This window comes from Pseudomonas sp. NCIMB 10586 (assembly GCF_023127895.1).
GTDB lineage: Bacteria > Pseudomonadota > Gammaproteobacteria > Pseudomonadales > Pseudomonadaceae > Aquipseudomonas > Aquipseudomonas synxantha_A.
Genome location: NZ_SPKQ01000038.1, coordinates 1 through 17,530, shown reverse-complemented (window position 1 = coordinate 17,530; position 17,530 = coordinate 1). Strand labels below are relative to the sequence as shown.

The 17,530-nt window shown below is 61.4% G+C and carries 16 protein-coding genes and 1 pseudogene; 6 read left to right on the top strand and 11 right to left on the bottom strand.

The window, feature by feature from the left end:
- Positions 1–14: 14 nt before the first annotated feature.
- Positions 15–908 (bottom strand): AraC family transcriptional regulator, encoded by an 894-nt coding sequence (locus E4P01_RS14705; RefSeq protein WP_122735686.1) that lies wholly within the window; start codon positions 906–908, stop codon positions 15–17.
- Positions 909–1,115: 207 nt separating this feature from the next.
- On the opposite strand from E4P01_RS14705, the gene E4P01_RS14700 reads away from it, so the two are divergent.
- From E4P01_RS14700 to E4P01_RS14685, 4 genes are all read left to right on the top strand, one after another.
- A complete protein-coding gene (locus tag E4P01_RS14700) occupies positions 1,116–1,733 on the top strand; it encodes a hypothetical protein (protein WP_078820995.1) in 618 nt (205 codons plus the stop codon).
- Positions 1,734–1,768: 35 nt separating this feature from the next.
- Entirely contained in the window at positions 1,769–2,227 is a 459-nt protein-coding gene (locus E4P01_RS14695) for a (2Fe-2S)-binding protein (protein ID WP_078820994.1), read from the top strand.
- A 17-nt stretch (positions 2,228–2,244) separates the two neighbouring features.
- Positions 2,245–4,422 carry a xanthine dehydrogenase family protein molybdopterin-binding subunit gene (locus E4P01_RS14690; protein WP_216091152.1) on the top strand — a complete coding sequence of 726 codons (2,178 nt, stop codon included), beginning with the start codon at positions 2,245–2,247 and terminating at the stop codon, positions 4,420–4,422.
- Between the two features lie 75 nt (positions 4,423–4,497).
- Positions 4,498–4,647 (top strand): hypothetical protein, encoded by a 150-nt coding sequence (locus E4P01_RS14685; RefSeq protein WP_164699489.1) that lies wholly within the window; start codon positions 4,498–4,500, stop codon positions 4,645–4,647.
- Between the two features lie 15 nt (positions 4,648–4,662).
- Here the strand turns inward: E4P01_RS14685 and E4P01_RS14680 are convergent, their stop codons facing one another.
- The 7 genes and pseudogenes from E4P01_RS14680 to E4P01_RS14650 all read right to left on the bottom strand — a co-directional run bounded on the left by E4P01_RS14680 (position 4,663) and on the right by E4P01_RS14650 (position 11,692).
- Complete coding sequence (locus tag E4P01_RS14680; protein WP_078820992.1) at positions 4,663–6,171, bottom strand: sensor domain-containing diguanylate cyclase; 1,509 nt, start codon at positions 6,169–6,171, stop codon at positions 4,663–4,665.
- Positions 6,172–6,484: 313 nt separating this feature from the next.
- Positions 6,485–6,728, bottom strand: a pseudogene (locus tag E4P01_RS14675) (SDR family NAD(P)-dependent oxidoreductase); the annotation flags it as partial.
- A 29-nt stretch (positions 6,729–6,757) separates the two neighbouring features.
- Positions 6,758–7,585: a DMT family transporter gene (locus E4P01_RS14670; RefSeq protein WP_216091151.1), complete on the bottom strand. Its 828-nt coding sequence runs from the start codon at positions 7,583–7,585 to the stop codon at positions 6,758–6,760.
- A gap of 75 nt (positions 7,586–7,660) precedes the next feature.
- On the bottom strand, positions 7,661–8,566 hold the full coding sequence (gene gcvA / locus E4P01_RS14665; RefSeq protein WP_032876613.1) for a transcriptional regulator GcvA: 906 nt from the start codon (positions 8,564–8,566) through the stop codon (positions 7,661–7,663).
- Positions 8,567–8,627: 61 nt separating this feature from the next.
- Positions 8,628–10,583: an FUSC family protein gene (locus E4P01_RS14660; RefSeq protein WP_216092157.1), complete on the bottom strand. Its 1,956-nt coding sequence runs from the start codon at positions 10,581–10,583 to the stop codon at positions 8,628–8,630.
- The gene (locus E4P01_RS14655; RefSeq protein ID WP_216091150.1) at positions 10,583–11,491 is read right to left on the bottom strand and encodes an HlyD family secretion protein; all 909 of its coding nucleotides are present in this window, start codon (positions 11,489–11,491) and stop codon (positions 10,583–10,585) included. Before E4P01_RS14655 ends, E4P01_RS14660 begins: the two co-directional genes overlap by 1 nt.
- A 12-nt stretch (positions 11,492–11,503) precedes the next feature.
- Positions 11,504–11,692 carry a DUF1656 domain-containing protein gene (locus tag E4P01_RS14650; RefSeq protein WP_032876622.1) on the bottom strand — a complete coding sequence of 63 codons (189 nt, stop codon included), beginning with the start codon at positions 11,690–11,692 and terminating at the stop codon, positions 11,504–11,506.
- Between the two features lie 147 nt (positions 11,693–11,839).
- Here E4P01_RS14650 and E4P01_RS14645 point away from each other — a divergent pair, with 147 nt between their 5' ends.
- Positions 11,840–12,628 carry a helix-turn-helix transcriptional regulator gene (locus E4P01_RS14645; protein ID WP_078820987.1) on the top strand — a complete coding sequence of 263 codons (789 nt, stop codon included), beginning with the start codon at positions 11,840–11,842 and terminating at the stop codon, positions 12,626–12,628.
- Here the strand turns inward: E4P01_RS14645 and E4P01_RS14640 are convergent.
- A complete protein-coding gene (locus tag E4P01_RS14640; RefSeq protein ID WP_216091149.1) occupies positions 12,625–12,987 on the bottom strand; it encodes a response regulator in 363 nt (120 codons plus the stop codon). The two genes, E4P01_RS14645 and E4P01_RS14640, sit on opposite strands and share 4 nt — an antisense overlap.
- Entirely contained in the window at positions 12,984–15,167 is a 2,184-nt protein-coding gene (locus tag E4P01_RS14635) for a PAS domain S-box protein (RefSeq protein ID WP_216091148.1), read from the bottom strand. Before E4P01_RS14635 ends, E4P01_RS14640 begins: the two co-directional genes overlap by 4 nt.
- Positions 15,168–15,396: 229 nt before the next feature.
- Between E4P01_RS14635 and E4P01_RS14630 the strand changes: the two genes are divergently transcribed.
- Positions 15,397–16,419, top strand: coding sequence for an alpha/beta hydrolase (locus tag E4P01_RS14630; RefSeq protein WP_216091147.1), 1,023 nt, complete (start codon positions 15,397–15,399; stop codon positions 16,417–16,419).
- Here the strand turns inward: E4P01_RS14630 and E4P01_RS14625 are convergent.
- Positions 16,403–17,503 (bottom strand): polyamine ABC transporter substrate-binding protein, encoded by a 1,101-nt coding sequence (locus E4P01_RS14625; protein WP_216091146.1) that lies wholly within the window; start codon positions 17,501–17,503, stop codon positions 16,403–16,405. The genes E4P01_RS14630 and E4P01_RS14625 overlap by 17 nt on opposite strands.
- Positions 17,504–17,530 lie beyond the last annotated feature (27 nt).

Genomic DNA, 17,530 nt, shown 5'->3' with positions numbered 1-17,530 from the left:
GCTGCCATCAGCCTTTATTGAGCCGCATCCGCCCCATCACGCATACGCCGGATATCCCGTAAGGGCGGCGCGCCAAACAGTCGCTTGTATTCGCGGCTGAATTGCGAGGCGCTTTCATAGCCCACCAGGCTGCTCGCCTGGCCTGCGTCCAAGGCCTGATTGAGCATCAGTTGCCGCGCTTCCTGCAGACGCATCTGCTTCTGGAACTGCAAAGGACTCATGCCGGTGATATCGCGAAAATGCTGACGGAATGTCGCTGGGCTCATATGCGCGTGTGCCGCCAGAGCGTCCAGGCTCAAGGCTTGCTTGAAGTTTTTCCTGAACCAGGAAAGCGTCTTCGCCATGCGCTGACGCGGCGTACCGTCGCCGATGATATGCCGCAATTGGGCGCCCTGAGGGCCTGCCAGCAAACGCACAATGATTTCCTGTTGCAGCAGCGGTGCGAGCGACGCAACCAGTTGCGGCTCATCCAGCAGCCTCACCAGTCGCAACAAGACATCCAGCAGCGCCGGCTGCAGCACGTTGACGGAGATAGGTTCGTAGCCGGCCTCGGGCGACAGGGTCGACTCCATTTCGAAGGCCACTTGGGCGATCTGCGCAATGTCCAGGGTCAACATCATGCCCAGCAGTGGCTCGCGTCGTGAGGCGCGTGTGACGTGGGCAGTGACCGGTAGGTCGAAGGTCGACAGCATCAGTTGACCAGGGCCGTAATTGAATAACCTGTCACCGACCATGATGTGCTTGTGGCCCTGGGTAATGATGCCCACGCCCAGGCTGTAGATGCACGGCATCGGCTCGCTGACACCGTGCCGGCGGTGCAACGTCAGCGCAGGCAGCGCCGTTGCAAAGTCACCGTCGGTCCTGGCAAAGCGCTCGATAGCGTTAGACAACTCTGCAATCGGGGACATACCTGCGTCTTTCAATCGAATCACCCTGCCTTGGCGAATTACCTGCCTGAATCGACAAAGGGTAGCAGTAAGTATTGCCGGTAAAAATGCTGATTTGCCCAATCCTGCGGTTCAGGCAAGTAATCGTCATTTTTGTGCAAACGCTGGCCGCGCGGCTCACCTAACCTGCCTGTCTTGCACCGTGAGTTCGCCTGAAGGACCATAATTATGAAAACAGGACTGATCGCCTTTCTCCTGGCGTTGCCCATTTCAAGCATGGCGCTGGCCGACAGCACAGGCGCTCCCCTGCCCGCTGCCGGTAGCGTCAGTAAAGCCGAAGGCTTGAAAGCCTGGCAGCGGATCGAGGCGGTGGTGACGCATCCGCGTTGCGCCAACTGCCACGTCGGCCCCGATAACATTCCCATGTGGACGATAGCCGGCGAGAACAAGACCCGCCCGCACGGCATGAACGTCCACGCCGGCGACTCGCGAATCGGCGTGGAGACCCTGTCTTGTTCAAGCTGTCACGCCAGTTCCGCCACGCCGAACGTCGCCGCACATATGCCGCCCCACGTCGGCCTGCCGTGGCAGCTTGCCCCGGTGGCCTTCGAGTGGTTCGCAAAGACCGGCGCCCAAATCTGTACACAACTGCGAGACCCCAAGCGCAACGGCGGTCGGGATGCGGCGGGCCTGGTCGAGCACCTGCACCATGACGCCAAGGTCGACGGCTTCATTCCCTGGGCCTGGGCGCCAGGGCCTGGACGCTCCACCCCACCCGGCAGCTTCGAGACGCACGTGCAGGACATGACCGTGTGGGGCGCCGCAGGCCAGCCCTGCCCTGAATAAGCCGTTGCAATACTAACGAGTCGGAGAACTCCTTGATGATCACGCTTAATATCAATGACCAGGACATGCGTGTCGACGTCGCCCCCGATACGCCATTGCTGTGGGTGCTGCGCGACACCTTGCAACTGACCGGCACCAAATTCGGCTGCGGCATGTCGCTGTGCGGGGCCTGTACGGTACACCTCAATGGCCAGGCCGTACGCGCCTGCGTTACGCCCGTGTCGGCAGCAACCGGGGCCAGGATCGTCACCATCGAAGGTATCGGCCAGACCCCGACTGGCAAAGTGGTCCAGGACACCTGGCAGCGCCTCGACGTGGTGCAGTGCGGTTATTGCCAATCCGGCCAGATCATGAGTGCCGTGGCCTTGCTGCAAACCAATCGCGCACCTTCCGATACCGACATCGACCGGACCATGGGGGGCAACGTCTGTCGTTGCGCCACCTATGTACGTATTCGTGCGGCCATCCATGAAGCGGCCAAGTCGCTGGCCTGAGCAACGAGGTAATCAGCATGATCCGGTCTATCGAAAACCAAAGCCGCCGTCGCTTCCTCAAGGGTACGGCGGGCCTTACCCTGGCCATGTACTTGCCCTGGTCGGTGGCCGATGGCACCAGCGGCAAAGACCGCCAGGGCACGTTCGAGCCCAACGCCTTCCTGCGCATCGGCGAGGACAACGTCGTCACCGTCATCTCCAAGCACCTGGAAATGGGCCAGGGGGCCTACACCGGCCTGGCGACCCTGGTCGCCGAGGAGTTGGATGCCGACTGGGCACAGGTGCGCGTGGAAAGCGCCCCGGCCGAATCGCGTTACAACAACTCGCTGTTGGGCATGCAAGGCACTGGCGGCAGCAGTTCCATCGCCAATTCTTGGGAGCAACTGCGTACAGCCGGCGCCACCGCACGCGCCATGCTGGTGTCTGCCGCGGCCTGGTTGTGGAAGGTGCCGGCGCAGGAAATCGAGGTCGCTGATGGTGTGGTTCGGCACCCGGCTTCAGGCAAACAGGCGACACTGGGCCAGTTGGCCAAGCTCGCCGGCGAACAGCCGGTACCCGCCGAGGTCAAGCTCAAGGAGCCCGGTGCGTTCAAACTGATCGGGCGCCAGCGCCTTGCGCGCAAGGATTCGGCCGACAAGGTCAATGGCAAGGCGATTTACACCCAGGACATTCATTTACCTGGAATGCTCACCGCAGTGGTCGCCCATGCGCCGCGCTTCGGGGCCAAGGTGAAATCCTTCGATGCCAGGGCGGCCCTGGCCCTCCCCGGCGTCATGCATGTGGTGCAGGTCCCCAGCGGTGTCGCGGTGGTGGCAAAAGACACCTGGAGCGCCAAGAAAGGCCGTGGCGCCCTGACGGTTGAGTGGGACGAAAGCGGCGCGTTCAAGCAAAGCTCCGGGCAGATGCTCGAACGTTATCGCGAACTGGCCAAAACCCAGGGCACGATTGCGCGCGACGAGGGTGACGTCGTCGCCGGTCTGGCAGGCGCGGCGCGGACGCTGCACGCCGAGTACGATTTTCCGTTTCTCGCCCATTCGGCCATGGAGCCGATGAACTGCGTGGTCAGCCTGACCAAGGACGGCTGCGACACCTGGCATGGCGCGCAGATGCAGTCACATGTGCAGAAGGTGCTGGCGCAGCTGTTCGATTTGCCGCCTGCGCAGGTTCGCGTGCACACGCTGTACGCCGGCGGCAGTTTCGGTCGGCGGGCGAGCAAGGACGCGGACTACGTGCTGGAGAACGCACACATCGTCAAGGCCATCGATGGCAAGGCCCCGGTGAAGCTGGTGTGGCTTCGCGAGGACGACATGCAGGCCGGCCACTACCGACCGATGTATCACCACCGCTTGAGCGCCGGCCTGGATGAGCAAGGCCGACTGATCGCCTGGCAGCACCGCCTGGTGGGCCAGTCCGTATTCGCCGGCTCGCCCTTCGCCGCCTTCATCAAGGATGGCATCGACTCCACCTCGGTAGAGGGCGGGTCGACGCTGCCGTATAGAATCCCCAATCTGCGCGTGGACCTGCACACCCCCGACGATATCCCGATACCGATACAGTGGTGGCGGGTAGTGGGCCATTCCCATAACGCGTTTTCCACCGAATGCTTTTTCGACGAGCTCGCCCAAATGGCCGGGCAGGATCCGGTGGCCTGGCGCCTGGCAATGCTTGAGGGGCACTCCCGTCACCTTGAAGCGCTCAAGCTGGTAGCGTCGAAGGCCGGTTGGGACCAGCCGTTGGCACCCGGCAAACAGGACGAGCGTCGGGGCCGGGGCGTGGCGTTGCATGAAGCCTTTGGCTCGGTGGTAGCCCAGGTGGCCGAGGTGACCGTGCAACGCGATGGTACCTTCAAAGTGGACCGTGTGGTCTGCGCGGTGGAATGCGGCATTGCGGTCAACCCCGATGTCATTCGCGCTCAGGTTGAAGGTTCGGTGGGTTTCGCGCTCTCCGCGGCCCTGCGTGAAGCGATCACGTTGACCGACGGCAAGGTCGACCAATCCAACTTCCACAACAACGAGCCCCTGCGCATCTATGAAATGCCTGAGGTGCTGGTGCATATCGTGCCGTCGGCAAGCGTGCCGTCCGGCATTGGCGAACCGCCAGTGGCACCGCTGGCGCCTGCGCTGGTCAATGCCCTGGCGGCGGCCACCGGCACGCGTATTCGGCGTCTGCCCATTGGTGATCAGTTATCGGTTTGAAGCCTTGTTCAGGAACCTTTTCTCGAATACACAATCTGTGCATTTCCCTTGCGACCTAATTTGAGAACTGCGCGCATGATTCTGAGAAAAGCCTTCCTGTGCCTTTTACTGCTAAGCGCCGGCTTCATCGCTGGCTATGCGGCCAAGCCCACTGCGCAATTGGAAGTCACGGCAGGCCAACTCATGGAGTGTGGTGAAGTGATGATTCCGACGCTGGGTATGTGAGGTTAGAGCAGACAATCAAGGCCCCGTGGCTTGCAGGGAAAATCCATTGCGTCCCGCAGCCTTCGCCGAGTAAAGCGCCTGATCAGCCGCCTCGATCAATCCGAGCGGCGGTTCCAGACGCAAACCCGTGCCCGTCGCAATACCGATACTCACACTGACGTAACCGAACGGGCTGCCTGGGTGCGTGATGTTTTCGTGCTGCAGCGAGTCAAGGATCCGTTGCGCGACCACCGCCGCGCCTTCGCTGTCGGTGCCGGGCATGATGATCGCCATTTCCTCACCGCCATAACGCGCCACCAGGTCTGACGGTCGTCGCGCGCATCGTTCCAATAGCCTGCTGACCCTCTGCAAGCAAGTGTCGCCGACCACGTGACCGAAGGCATCGTTGTAGCGTTTGAAATGGTCGATATCGATCATCAACAACGCCAGCGACGTGCCTTCGCGCTGCGCCCGGCGTGCTTCCAGAGCCAGTGTTTCATCGAAACAACGGCGGTTCGCCAAACCGGTCAACGCGTCCTTCATCGCCAGGAACGCCAATTGACGATTGGAATCGAGCAACTGTTGCTGGGCGACGCGCAGCGCCTCTTCCGCCGCGGTTCGCCGGCGAATATCCAGGATCAGGAACCAGCCGATCAGCCCGGTCAGCCCCAACAAGCCCGCCACCACGACTGCCGACAGTGCCGCCTCGATGCGCCACGCCGCGAGGGCTTCATGCTTGCCCAGCGCGACGGTGGTAATCAGCGGCAGCGTTTCGCTTTTGCGAAAGGCATATAGCCGCTCCACACCATCCAGGCTGGAGGTATGCGCGGTGGTGCCAAAAGGCTGATCGAAATACTTTGCATAGATAGGCGACTTGGAAAAATTGCGCCCCATGTCCTGTTCACGGAAGGGATAGCGCACCAGCAACGTGCCGTCGGTGTAGGACAAGCCGATGGCACCCTCCTGGCCAACGTCAAGCTTGCCGAACACGCGCAGAAAGTTTTCCACCCCCAGCGTCACCGCGACCACCCCGGCAAAATTGCCCGATGCATCATTGAATCGGCGGCTGACGGTAACCACCCATTCCTGATTGGCACGGCTCTGAATCGGTGGACCAATGAACGGCTCGGGGCTCGGATCGTCGCGATGATGAATGAAATAGGCGCGATCGCTGCTATTGGCCCCCTCTGGAATCCGCCGGTTGGAGGACATCAACCAGCCGCCCTGACGGTCATACACCGTGATGCCACTGAGCTGCGGCATCAGCGGCTGCTGGCGGTTGATCAGCGCATGGATACGCTCGATTTGCACAGGGCCACTGCCTTCGGTTTCGAGGCGCTCGACCAGGCCCAGCAACAACAGCGCGCTTTGCCGGACGATACCTTCGGTATAGGTATTGAGTGCCTGGGTCAGGTTCAAACCATGCACATCCACTTCCGCCAGCGCGCGCTCACGCGAAGACAGAACCTTCCAGATCGTCAACGAGGTCAGGGAGCAACCAATCACCAACAGCAAAAGCATCACAAGGCGGGTATCGCGCTTCACGTCAGCACCTTAAGGAAGTCCGGTTTCCAGTCCAGCCATCATTCGAACGTCGGCACTTACAGAGGCCACCGGTGTCTGGGCGCAAGCATACAAGCACTCTGCTTGCACTGCAGCAATAGCACCCACAGAAATCTCCTACACCAACTGCCTCACCTCGGCTTGAACCAGACCATACGGCTCACGCCCCACCCTGCTGAAAACTCAACAGCGCCTGCTCAAGATCATCTATCGCGCCTTCAACCTCTGCCACACTCGCCTCAAGTGAAACAACCGAGGCTTCAGGGCCAGTGCAAGCAACCTCCAGGGCCCGGCACCGTTCTACCAGTTGCTCACCTTTAACCACACGGGCATCGGGCCGATGGCGTTGACCGCGAAGATGCGCTGCATGCGCTCCAGGCTCAGGTCCTCCAGACGCGACTGAGTCGCCAGCACGCCGGTATTATTGACCAGTACGTCGAGGCGCCCGAACCTGCGGTCGATAGCCGGCCGGTCGCGGCACCCACTCCACGACTGCCACCGGTGATCAGGATCAGCGGTGCCTGCGAGACGTCAACCATTGAAAATACCCCCTTGGATGATGGCTGTATCAGCTGATGATGAGGGTGCCGCCGGCGATCACCACGCACGCCAGGACCCTGCGCGCGGTAAGGGTTTCGCCAAGAAAAAAGTAGCCAATCAACATCGCGAACAACACGCTGGTTTCGCGCAATGCCGATACCGCGCCCAACGGCGCTTCGTTCATCGCGTAGATCACGATTGCATAGGCCAGCAAAGACACCAGCCCGCCGACCACCGCGGCCAAGGTACCGGGGCGCAGGCTTAATAAACTGCGGGCATCGCGCAGGCCGATGTACACCGCTGGCATCATCACGCCCCACAACGCGCACATCCATACGGTATAGGCCAGCGGCGCGCCGGAGAGCCTGGCGCCGATACCGTCGACAACGCTGTAGGCCGCGATGAAACAGCCCGTTCCCAGCGCATAAGGCAGGCTGGGAACCGACAACCGACGCCCGCTGAAAGCCAGGGAAATAATCGCCCCTGACACCAGTGCAATCCCCAGCAACTCGACGGGCGCAATGCGTTCCCCGGCAAATACCGCAGCCCCCAGGGTGATCAGCGCCGGCGACGAGCCCCGGGAAATCGGATAGATCTGCCCCAGGTCGCCCACCCGGTAGCTGCGCACCAGGAACAGGTTGTAACCGACATGCAGCAACGCCGAAAGCACCCCATAGCCCCAGCTCTCAATCGCCGGCGTCACCATGAACGTAGCGGCGATGAGACTGGTGAAGGCAATGGCCATGCACATGACAGTCATCGACCATAGCCGGTCGGCACCACCACGCAATAGCGCGTTCCAGCTGGCATGAAGCAGGGCGGCGAACAGCACCAGGAAGATGATATGAGTAGGCATGCGCCATCTTAGGCAAGCCAAGGCCCCGGCTTACAGCGAAGTCTGCTCATCACAGCATGAACAGATACTCATACCTCATTGATCCGCCCGTTGTACTTTCAGCGCCTCGCTCATCAGCCATTGACGAAAGCTGAAGATATGCGGCTGGGTTTCGATGCCCTTGGGGCACACAAAATAGTAGGCAAGCGGTGACGGGAACGGCACATCGAACAAGCGCACCAGGCGACCGTCACTTATTTCCTGCTCCACATGCCCGCTGCGCACCAACGCGATGCCATGGCCGAGCAGGGCCGCCTCGACGGTCATGTTGGTATCGCCAAACCTGACGCTTTCCCTGAGCGGCGTAAAAGCCAGCCCCACCGCTTGAAACCAGACCTCCCATTTCGGTGCCAGCTCGGCGCCATCGCGGGCCAGCAGCGGGAAGTCCAATAAATGGGCGGGGCTGCCCGGGGTGCCAAGGCGCCGCAACAGTTCGGGGCTGGCCACCGGAAACACCTGCTCGCCGAACAAAAACTCCGAATACAGGCCCGGGTAGTTCCCCTTGCCCAGCCGGACCGCGACATCCGCTTGGGCGTCGGAAAAGTGGATGACGTCGTCCGTGGTGTCCAGCGCAACCAGCAGCTCGGGGTGCTGGCGAGCGAGGTTCGGCAAGCGTGGCAGCAGCCATTTCAAGGCAAAGGAATAGGTGGTGCTGACCTTGAGCCGTACCCTGCCCTTTTGCTCGCGCAGGTCGGCCAGGGTCGCCTCCAGGCTCATGAAGAATTCGCGCACGATGGGCGCCAGGGTAGCCCCCGCCGGGGTCAGGCGTAACGACTGGCCACGCTCGAACAACGCCAGGCCCCACAGCGCTTCCAGGTGTTTGAGCTGGTGGCTGACTGCGCTCTGGGTCACATGCAACTCCTGGGCGGCCGCGGTAAAGGTCGGGTGGCGAGTGGCGGCTTCGAAGGCGCGCAAGGTCGCGGTGGGCGGCAGATCTCTCATAGATAGGGTGTCCGGCGAGTTGGCAGTAAGCGCTGAGCATGAGTATTGACTCATGTTAGCCCTAAAGCACCAGGTTCGCGTATTGCTCCAGCAACCGCGCCAAGTGCTGATATCCGCTCGCCAGATGAGGCGCACCAAGCCTGCTCAACGATCGGGATGTGCGCCGCGCCTGTGCGGCGCCGATCGCGGGATGATGGGCATATCGTGCAACCCGCCGCGCACCGCTTTGCACGCATCGGGCCACGGGAGATGCCGGATCAATACCGCTGGCTTTGCGCTGTAGCCGATTCAATTGCTTGCTCAGTTGCAGCGACAAGTAGCCCGCCGGGTCAGCGTGCGGGTGATCAGCGCCAAGCAAACTCTTCAACGTAACTAACCGGTGTTGTTGCTCCGCTTGCCATTGAGCATGATCGATTGTACGTGCCTGGCGTAACAGCAGGCGTGTATGCCGGCGCAGCGCACGTGTCAATGCGCGTACCTGCCTGGCTGGATCTTTGGGCAGGATCTGAAACGCCAGGAGGCACACAATCATCGCTACGATCCAGGCCAGCGCCTGGTTGGCGAAACCGACGAAATCGTAGGTGGCGGTCATGCCGGTGCTGACCAAGGTGTTGAAGCCGATCAGGTAGGCAACCCCTTGCAGGGCATGGCGCGGCTGGCTCGTGGCATGGATGCCGAACGACCAGAAGCCTGCCATGACCAGCAACAACAGAGGGAAGCCGTTGATCTGTGGCATCAACAGGAATTTGCACAGCGCCGCCGCCACAATCGCGTAGAGCGTGCCGCGGATAAAACCGTTGATACCTTGGGCTGGCGCGGCAGCTGTCGCCACCAGGGTGCAGTACGGCCCCAGCACCGCCAGTAATGTGGGCCCTTGATCCCAGCCGCTGAAATACCAGATCGCACCCACACTCAGTATGGCGAGCAGTGCCCGGATGCCGTTTCGCGCCGCATCCGCGTAATGGCGGTGATACCCCACGGCGCGTACCGGTGCGCGGCGAGCCTGGTCGAGGCTGGCGAAGTTCAACAGGGCCTCGCCCAAGTCCGCCAATTGGTCGTCCAAGCGTTCGCTGCGCAACCGCAGGTGTGGGCTTGAGTGGGCGCAATCATCCACCCAGCGACGCAGTTGCTCCAGTGTCGCGGCCGCGGCGCGAAAGTCGCAGCGAGCCTGCGCCAGGCATTCACTCAGTTGCTGCAAGCCTGTGCTTATGCGGGCGCGCAACGCGGGGTCGATTGCGGGGTCGGGGTCGTCCGGGTGCACGTCGAGCACAGCCGACTGCAGATGCGCCAGGCCGGCCTGAATCGCCAGCTGCCGCGAGCGGATCAGCGACGATTCGCCACGGCCGAGCCCAAGCTGGTCGTCCACCTTGCTGATATCGATCGCGAGCTGGTGCCGTTGCATCGCCAGCTGCGCAGGCTCTTCGCCCACAAGGCTTGCCGCGAGCAGCCGGGCGCTGCGCGCACAGGCGTCGATCAGCGAGCTTCGAACTTTATGCGCCATGGTCTTGGCGCTGAACAGCGTCGCTACCAGGCTCAAGCTGAGCACGCCGAGCGCTACCGCCGTGCCACGGGTGATGATGTGGTCGAAGCCCTGTTCCGGGGCGACGATGGCAGGGCCCAGCGCCAAACACACCGTATAGCCCGCCACCACTGCCGCGGTGGCCTGGTAATGACGCAAAACCGTCATTGCACCGACGCACAGGCCCAGCCATATACCGACGCCCAGTATGAACAACAGCATCTGTTGCGCGAACAGCCCCATCAGCACAAAGGCTGCGACCATGCCGACCAGGGTGCCCAGCATCCGGTACACACCCTTGCCTCGCACTGCCCCTTGGATGGGCTGCACCAGCAACAACACCGTGGACGCACCCGAGAATGGCGAATCCAGATGCAGTTGGAAACCAAGCCAGAGTGCCAGGCTTGCCGCCAGGATACTGCGCAGCACGTAGGCAAGCGTGGCGGACGTCCAGGGCCGAGGGATCGCCGCGAAAAAGCGTGTCGCCAGGCCAGTCATCACATGAACGCCTGCAGCCATTGGGTGAGTCGCCAGCGCGCTGCGGCGCCCGGCTGCGTCACTTCGACACTGGCGGTCATGCCCGCCGCCAACTCTACCCCGTCCGGCACTTTGTCCAACTCGATGCGCACGGGCACTCGCTGGGCCAGACGAATCCAACTGAAGGTCGGGCTCACCTGGGGCAAGCCGCTGTCGTTGCGCAACTCATTGGTGTCGGCAATGCCTCTGCCCAGGCTTGCCACGTGGCCTTCCAGCAGCGGGTCAAAGCCCATCAGCTTGATCGACACCGGTGCGCCGATGAGTACACCCGGCAGCTTGGTCTCTTCAAAATAGCCCGTGATCCAGAAACTATGAGCGTCGACCACGAACAGGTTGGTAGCACCCGCCTGCGCATAGTCACCGGGCTGCAACCGCAGTTGCGTGACGTAGCCGTCCACTGGCGAACGCACAGTCGTGCGGTCAAGGTCGAGCTGGGCCTGGGCCAACTGGCTGCGCGCCGCATCCAGGCGCGCCTGGGCCACGGCCAAGTCACGCGCCGCGTTGTCGATCTCTTCCCGGGCGATGGCGCCGCCCAGTTGCGCGCGCCGCTTGAATTGCGCACTGCGCTGCTCGAACACACTCCGCGCTTCTGCGAATTGCGCTGCGCGCTGCTGCTGGGTCAATCGATAAGCACACGTATCGATGCGATAGAGCAAAGCACCCTTTGCCACCCATTGGTTGTCACTGACCCATAACTGATCGATTTGGCCGGACACCTCGGGCGCAATGCGGATCACCTGTGCACTCACCCGCCCATCCCGCGTCCAGGGCGCCAGCACGTAAGCCCGCCAGAGTTGCAGGCAAAACACCAGGGCCAGCACGCCAAGCCCCACGGTGGCGGCAGTTTTAAGCAGTTTGACGATAGACATGCGCGGCCTCGCTCAGCAATGGACGACCATCGTCGACACGACGATGAGCGAGACAAAAAAACGCGCCAGCGCCGGGTGCCACGCTCGGTCCAGCCAGCGACCGGCCAGACGTTCGATCAGCCGGTAGGCCAGGAGGGACGCACCCAGGTAGATCAACAAGGGCGGAAAGTAGAGGTTGGCAATCGAGATTTCGCTAAGCATGGCAAGCACCGGGATTCGGAAAGTTCTAGCAGTCGCCCGCCCAAGGAAGGCAAGGCTTGTAGGTGATGCTAGGGAATTACTGCCACTGCCGATATTGAGTACACTGCCAAAATATAATCAAATCCGGACAACCCTGGATGACCTTGCATGGCACAGATCCAAGTCGATCAGTTTGAGTACGACACCCTTTCCCAGCCCGCCGTAGCGCTGATGCTGGAACCCCAGCGCAACGACAGCGAGTCTGCCGTACACAAGCACCGCAAGGGGCAACTGGTGGTGGCGTGTTGCGGTGGCATTGTGTGTACGGTGGAAGATGGCGTGTGGATGGTGCCGTCAGGGTTCGGCGTGTGGATCCCGGGGGGCGTCGCCCATAGCAACCGCGTGACAGCCAACGGGCAGGTGTGTTTTCTGTTCGTGGAGCCCGGCGCTGCATCGCTGCCGGATCGCTGCTGTACCTTGGCGCTGTCGCCATTGATCCTTGAGCTGATCCTGCACCTGAGCGGCCAGGCTCAGGATTACCCGGCCGATTCACGCACTGCTCGATTGGCCCACGTACTGCTCGAAGCGCTTGAACTGGCCCCCACCGAACAACTCTACCTGCCTCTACCCGCCTCGAACCCGTTGCGTACCATCGCCCGGGCCCTGGCGCAAGATCCCGCCAACCGCGCCACCATGGCAAACTGGGCACGCCACGTGGCCATGAGCGAACGCTCGCTGGCCCGCCTGGTAAAAGCCGAAACCGGCCTGACCTTCGGACAATGGCGCAAGCAATGGCAGATCATCGTCGCCCTGCAAAGCCTGGCCGAAGGGCAATCAGTGCAGAGAACCGCTGAAGCGCTCGGCTATGAGTCAGTCAGCTCGTTCATCACGATGTTTCGTAAAACCCTGGGCACCTCACCGGCCCGTTACCTGCGCAACACCGTGGGTCTTACCTAAGACTCCAGCGTCAGCGCAATTTTCAACCGCAGATCCTTTTCCGCAAATGGCTTATGCAAGACCGGACAGCCCCTGAACGCTTCCGGCAGGCCACTGCCGCCGTAGCCCGTACTGAACAAAAACGGAATGTGGCGTGCGCGCAGAATCCGCGCCACTGGGAAGACGTATTCTCCAGCCAGGTTCACGTCGAGCATCGCCAAGTCGACATCCACCACCCCTGCCACGTGTATCGCCTTGGCGAGTTGGGCCACGGAGGCGACTACGGTGCACTCCAGGTCTTCGAGCATTTCCTCGATCAACATGGCGATGGTGCCCTCGTCTTCAACCAGGAGCACTCTGGTGCCTGGGAACGTGGTCATGCCGGGTTCCCAGCGAGCATAAACGAGAAGCGGCTGTGAACGCCCTCACGGGCGAAGTCGAGTTCGAACGAACCGCCTAGATCACGCTCGATACAGCGCTTCATCAACCGCGAACCCAAGCCTTCGCGCTCCGGCGTGGATACCGAAGGCCCACCTTGTTCGCGCCAGTCCACGGTGAGCAGCGCGCCGCTGGGCTGGGGTCGCACGCTCCAGCTCACCGAGAGTGTCCCGGTGTCGGTGGACATCGCTCCGTATTTGAGGGCGTTGATCGCCAGTTCGTTGAGCGTCATGGTCAGGTTCAGGGCGACGCGGGTGTCGACCTCAATGGCATCACCGGCGATCACCACGCGGCCGGGGTCATGGCCAAACACCGGCACCAACACTTCCTGGGCCAGCACTTCCAGCGGCGTAAGGCCCCAATGCCGCTTCGTCAGCAGGTCGTGGGCACGCGACAAGGCGAGCAGCCGGGCTTCGAACCGGGTGTAGCCGTCCCTGGCATCCTGCGCGTTACGCGCGGTCTGGGACGCCAGGGACTGGACCGTGGCCAGGGTGTTCTTGACCCGATGATTGAGTTCATCGATCAAGTTCTTTTGTCGGTCTTCGGCCTGCTTTCGCTCGGTGATATCCACAAGCATGTTGATCGCGCCGATCAGATTGCCATCGGCATCGTGCAGCGGGGTCGGATACGGCGTGAAAGACACGCGGGTGCCATCCGGACGCTCGGCGACGGCCTCGACGCCGCGTATGGCGCGGTTTTCCTTGAGTGCCACGGCCATCGGGCATTGGTCGTGAGGCAGAAAAGAGCCGTCAGTGTTGAATAGTTTCCAGGTGACACACCACAGGTCGCCCAGTTGCGGCGTGCGCCCCGACAACTCGACGGCCGCACGATTATAAAAAGTGATACGCCCTTCGGCGTCGGTGGTGTAGACCGCTGCCGGCAGCGCCTCGAGCAGATCGCGCATGTGCCGTTCGCTTTCACGCACCCGGTTTTCCATTTTTCGGGCCAGCGTGACGTCCTGAATGACTCGCACGCCATAGCGGAACCGGCCATCCGGCGCCCTGACCGACGAGCTATGAACATCCAGATAAAGCGCCTGGCCATCGAGCTTGAACGCGCGTTTGCGCAACACGTAGTTGTCCAGTTCACCCGCCACCTGCCGTGCGTATAACGCCGCGTCCTGCTCGACACTGTCTGGGTGGGTGTAGTCCAGGAAGGTCATCGCCAGCAATTGCTCACGAGGGCGCCCGAGCATGGTGCAAAGGGCATCGTTGACCCGCAGCAGGCGACCGTCCTCGCCAGCCTCGGCAATGCCGATGGTCGCCGCCTCGTAGGTCGCCGCCAGCCGGTCATCGCTCTCCTGGCGCCCGGTTTCGGCGTCGTGCACGCGGGTCACGTCAATCGTGAAGCAACGTGTGTTGAAGAACTTGCCGTCTTCGAATCGCCCATTCGAGGTAATCGCTACGTGCCTGATGCTGCCGTCCTTGGCCCGCAGGCGCGCCGGGTAGCTGTTCAGGCAATCACCGCTGCCGAGTTTATGGAGGATGTCGCCGATGACCGGTTCATCCACATGAAATTCAGTGATATGACGGCCGATGTATTCGTCCGCGCAATAGCCCAGCAGCGATAACTCGGCTTTATTAGCGCGCAGGATAATGCCTTCGCCGCTGACAATATGCAGGCCCACGGCGCTGTTTTCGAAAAAGTCTTCGAGGTCGGAACTTTTGCGTCGCAGCTCTTCGGATATTGCGTGGTGCGCCGAGACGTCCTGAAAGCAATTGATCGCGCCCTGGATTCGTCCATGGCGATCGCTAAGCGTGCGGACATTCATGAGCGCTACGAAGCGAGATCCGTCAGGGCGCTCGATCAAGACTTCCTGATTACGCGCACACAGGCCAGCGTTGAGCGTGGAAGCCATCGGACATTCGTCGACCGCCAATGGCGCGCCGTCCGTCGTATAAAGTCGATATGAGCCGCAATAGCGGTCGCCATGCTTACCGAGGGCTGGTGTTCGTCCCCACAAACTAACCGCTTCGCTGTTGAACCTGACGAGCCACCCGTCGCGGTCACAGAGGTAAATTGCCCCCGGAATCACATCGAGCAAGTGAGTCCCCATCGCGACCAGGCTCCCGTATTCACTGGGTTCGCGTGTGGTTGTGGGGGGCTGGTCAGCATTCAACATACTTGATCCTCAATGCACCTGTGTTGAAAAACGCGACTGCTATTGCCGCCTTTCGCTCTTCCCTGAGTGTATGTACCGAGAAAGCATTCCACCTTGGATAAATTTCATTCACACGCAAGACTTTGCCTCGGACGCTGGAAGCGCCGAATGGGAACGAAACATGAAGCCTACCGCTCAGTATAGTGTTGCCGCTTCGAGTTTATCAGCCGACGTAGCATGAGGAGAGACTGTGTCCACTTCCAAGCTGACCTCGCGTGTCCTCAATACCCCGCGCCATACGACGCACTATGTAGAGATGGGACCGGCCGATGGGCCATTGATGCTGTTCCTGCACGGTTGGCCGGAGCTCAGCCTGATCTGGCGCGCACAGATCCAAGCATTCGCGGCACACGGCTGGCACTGCGTTGCACCCGACATGCGCGGTTATGGTCGTTCTTCTGCACCCGCGCCCACGCAGGCGTACACCCTTGAAAACATCGTGGCCGACATGGCAGAACTTCACGACCATCTCGGTGGCAGGCCCGCCATTTGGGTAGGCCACGATTGGGGCAGCGTCGTGGCGGGTGAACTGGTCGCTCATGAGCCTCAGCGCAGTCGCGGTGTTGTATTGATTTCGGTCCCGTACTTCCCCACCACTAACGCGCTGCCAACGCTCGTCCCACTGGTTGACCGCTCGATCTACCCGGCGGACACGTATCCGGACGGTCAATGGGATTATTACCGCTACTACAACACACACTTTGCGTGCGCTGTCGCTGACCTTGATGCGGATAAAGCCGCATCGCTGGCGTCGATTTATCGCCGAGGCGACCCGGCGAATATCGGCAAGATTGCAGCGAATGCCGAAGTGACCCGCAAGGGCGGGCGGTTCGGCCAAGCGCACCGGGCCCCCCTCACCCAGCCAGACCTTGCACTCTGGCCGCCTGCAGACTTCGCGCAATTGGTGCGCAGTTTCCAGGCGCATGGTTTCCGCGCTCCCTGCGCCTGGTATTTAAACGACGATGCCAACATTGAATATGCGCACCGGGCGTTAAATGGCGGCCTCTTGTCATTGCCCGTACTGTTTGTGAACGGCGACTACGATCAAATGAACACCATCAAAGGTAATCAGCTGGGCGATCCAATGCGGGCGGCCTGCGTAGATCTCACCGTGGCAAGCCTACCCGGCGGGCATTGGTTGCCGGTGGAATGCAAGGTCGAACTCGTTGAAGCCATAAGCACCTGGCTACGCAAGCTCAGGTCCCACTCTTGACCTTGCTCCAGACCCGCGTACGCACGCGCTCCAGTTTCAAGGGCAGCGGCTCCAGCGCAAATAGCGTATCCAGCACTGCCTTGGAAGGATAAACCCCAGGATTATCGCGCACCTTCGCATCAACCAGCCCTTTGGCGTCCTTGTTGGCATTGGCATAGCTGAGGTAATTGGACGACGCGGCAATCACCGGCGGGCGCAGCATGTAGTCGATGAACGCCAGGCCCTGCTGGGGATTCGGTGCATCGTTGAGCAGCACCAGGTTTTCCACCCAGATCGGCGCGCCTTCCTTGGGAATGCTGTACTGGATCCGGCGACCATTGCCGGCGGCATCGGCAGCTTTGCGAGCGTCCATCACGCCCCCCGCCCAGCCGACGACGGCGCAGATATCGCCGTTGGCCAAATCGGTGATAAAGCGCGAGGAGTCGAAGTAGCGAATGTGCGGGCGCAGTTTCAACAGCAGGGCCTGGGCCTTCACATAGTCGTCCGGGTTCTGGCTGTTATAGGGCAGCCCCAGATAGTGCAAGGCGATCGGGATGATTTCAGCGGGCGCATCCAGCATCGCCACGCCGCACTCGCCCAGCCTGGCGAGGTTTTCTTCTTTGAAAATCAGGTCCCAGGAATCTACCGGTGCGTTGTCACCCAGGAGCGCGTGGACTTTGGCGACGTCGTAACCAATGCCGGTGGTGCCCCACAGATAAGGCACGGCAAAACGATTACCGGGGTCGTTGCTGCTGACCTTGGCCAGGATATCCGGATCCAGATGTGACAGGTTGGTCAGTTGCGAGCGATCCAGTTCCTTGAGTACACCGGCCTTGATCAGGTTCGGCAACAGGTCGCCGGTAGCGACTACCACGTCATAGCCGCTACGCCCGGCCATAAGTTTGCTTTGCATGACCTCGCTGTTGTCGAACACGTCGTAGGCCGATTGAATGCCGGTCTGCGCCTGGAAATCCTTCAGCGTGTTGGGTGCAATGAAGTCATACCAGTTATAGATATTGACCTTCGGCTCCGCCGCCTGAGCGCATGCCATTGCGCCGCTGATAACGGCAGCCAGCCCCCATTGCATGCATCGAATAGCGATCATCACGAACTCCTGGGCCGGCACCTGCGC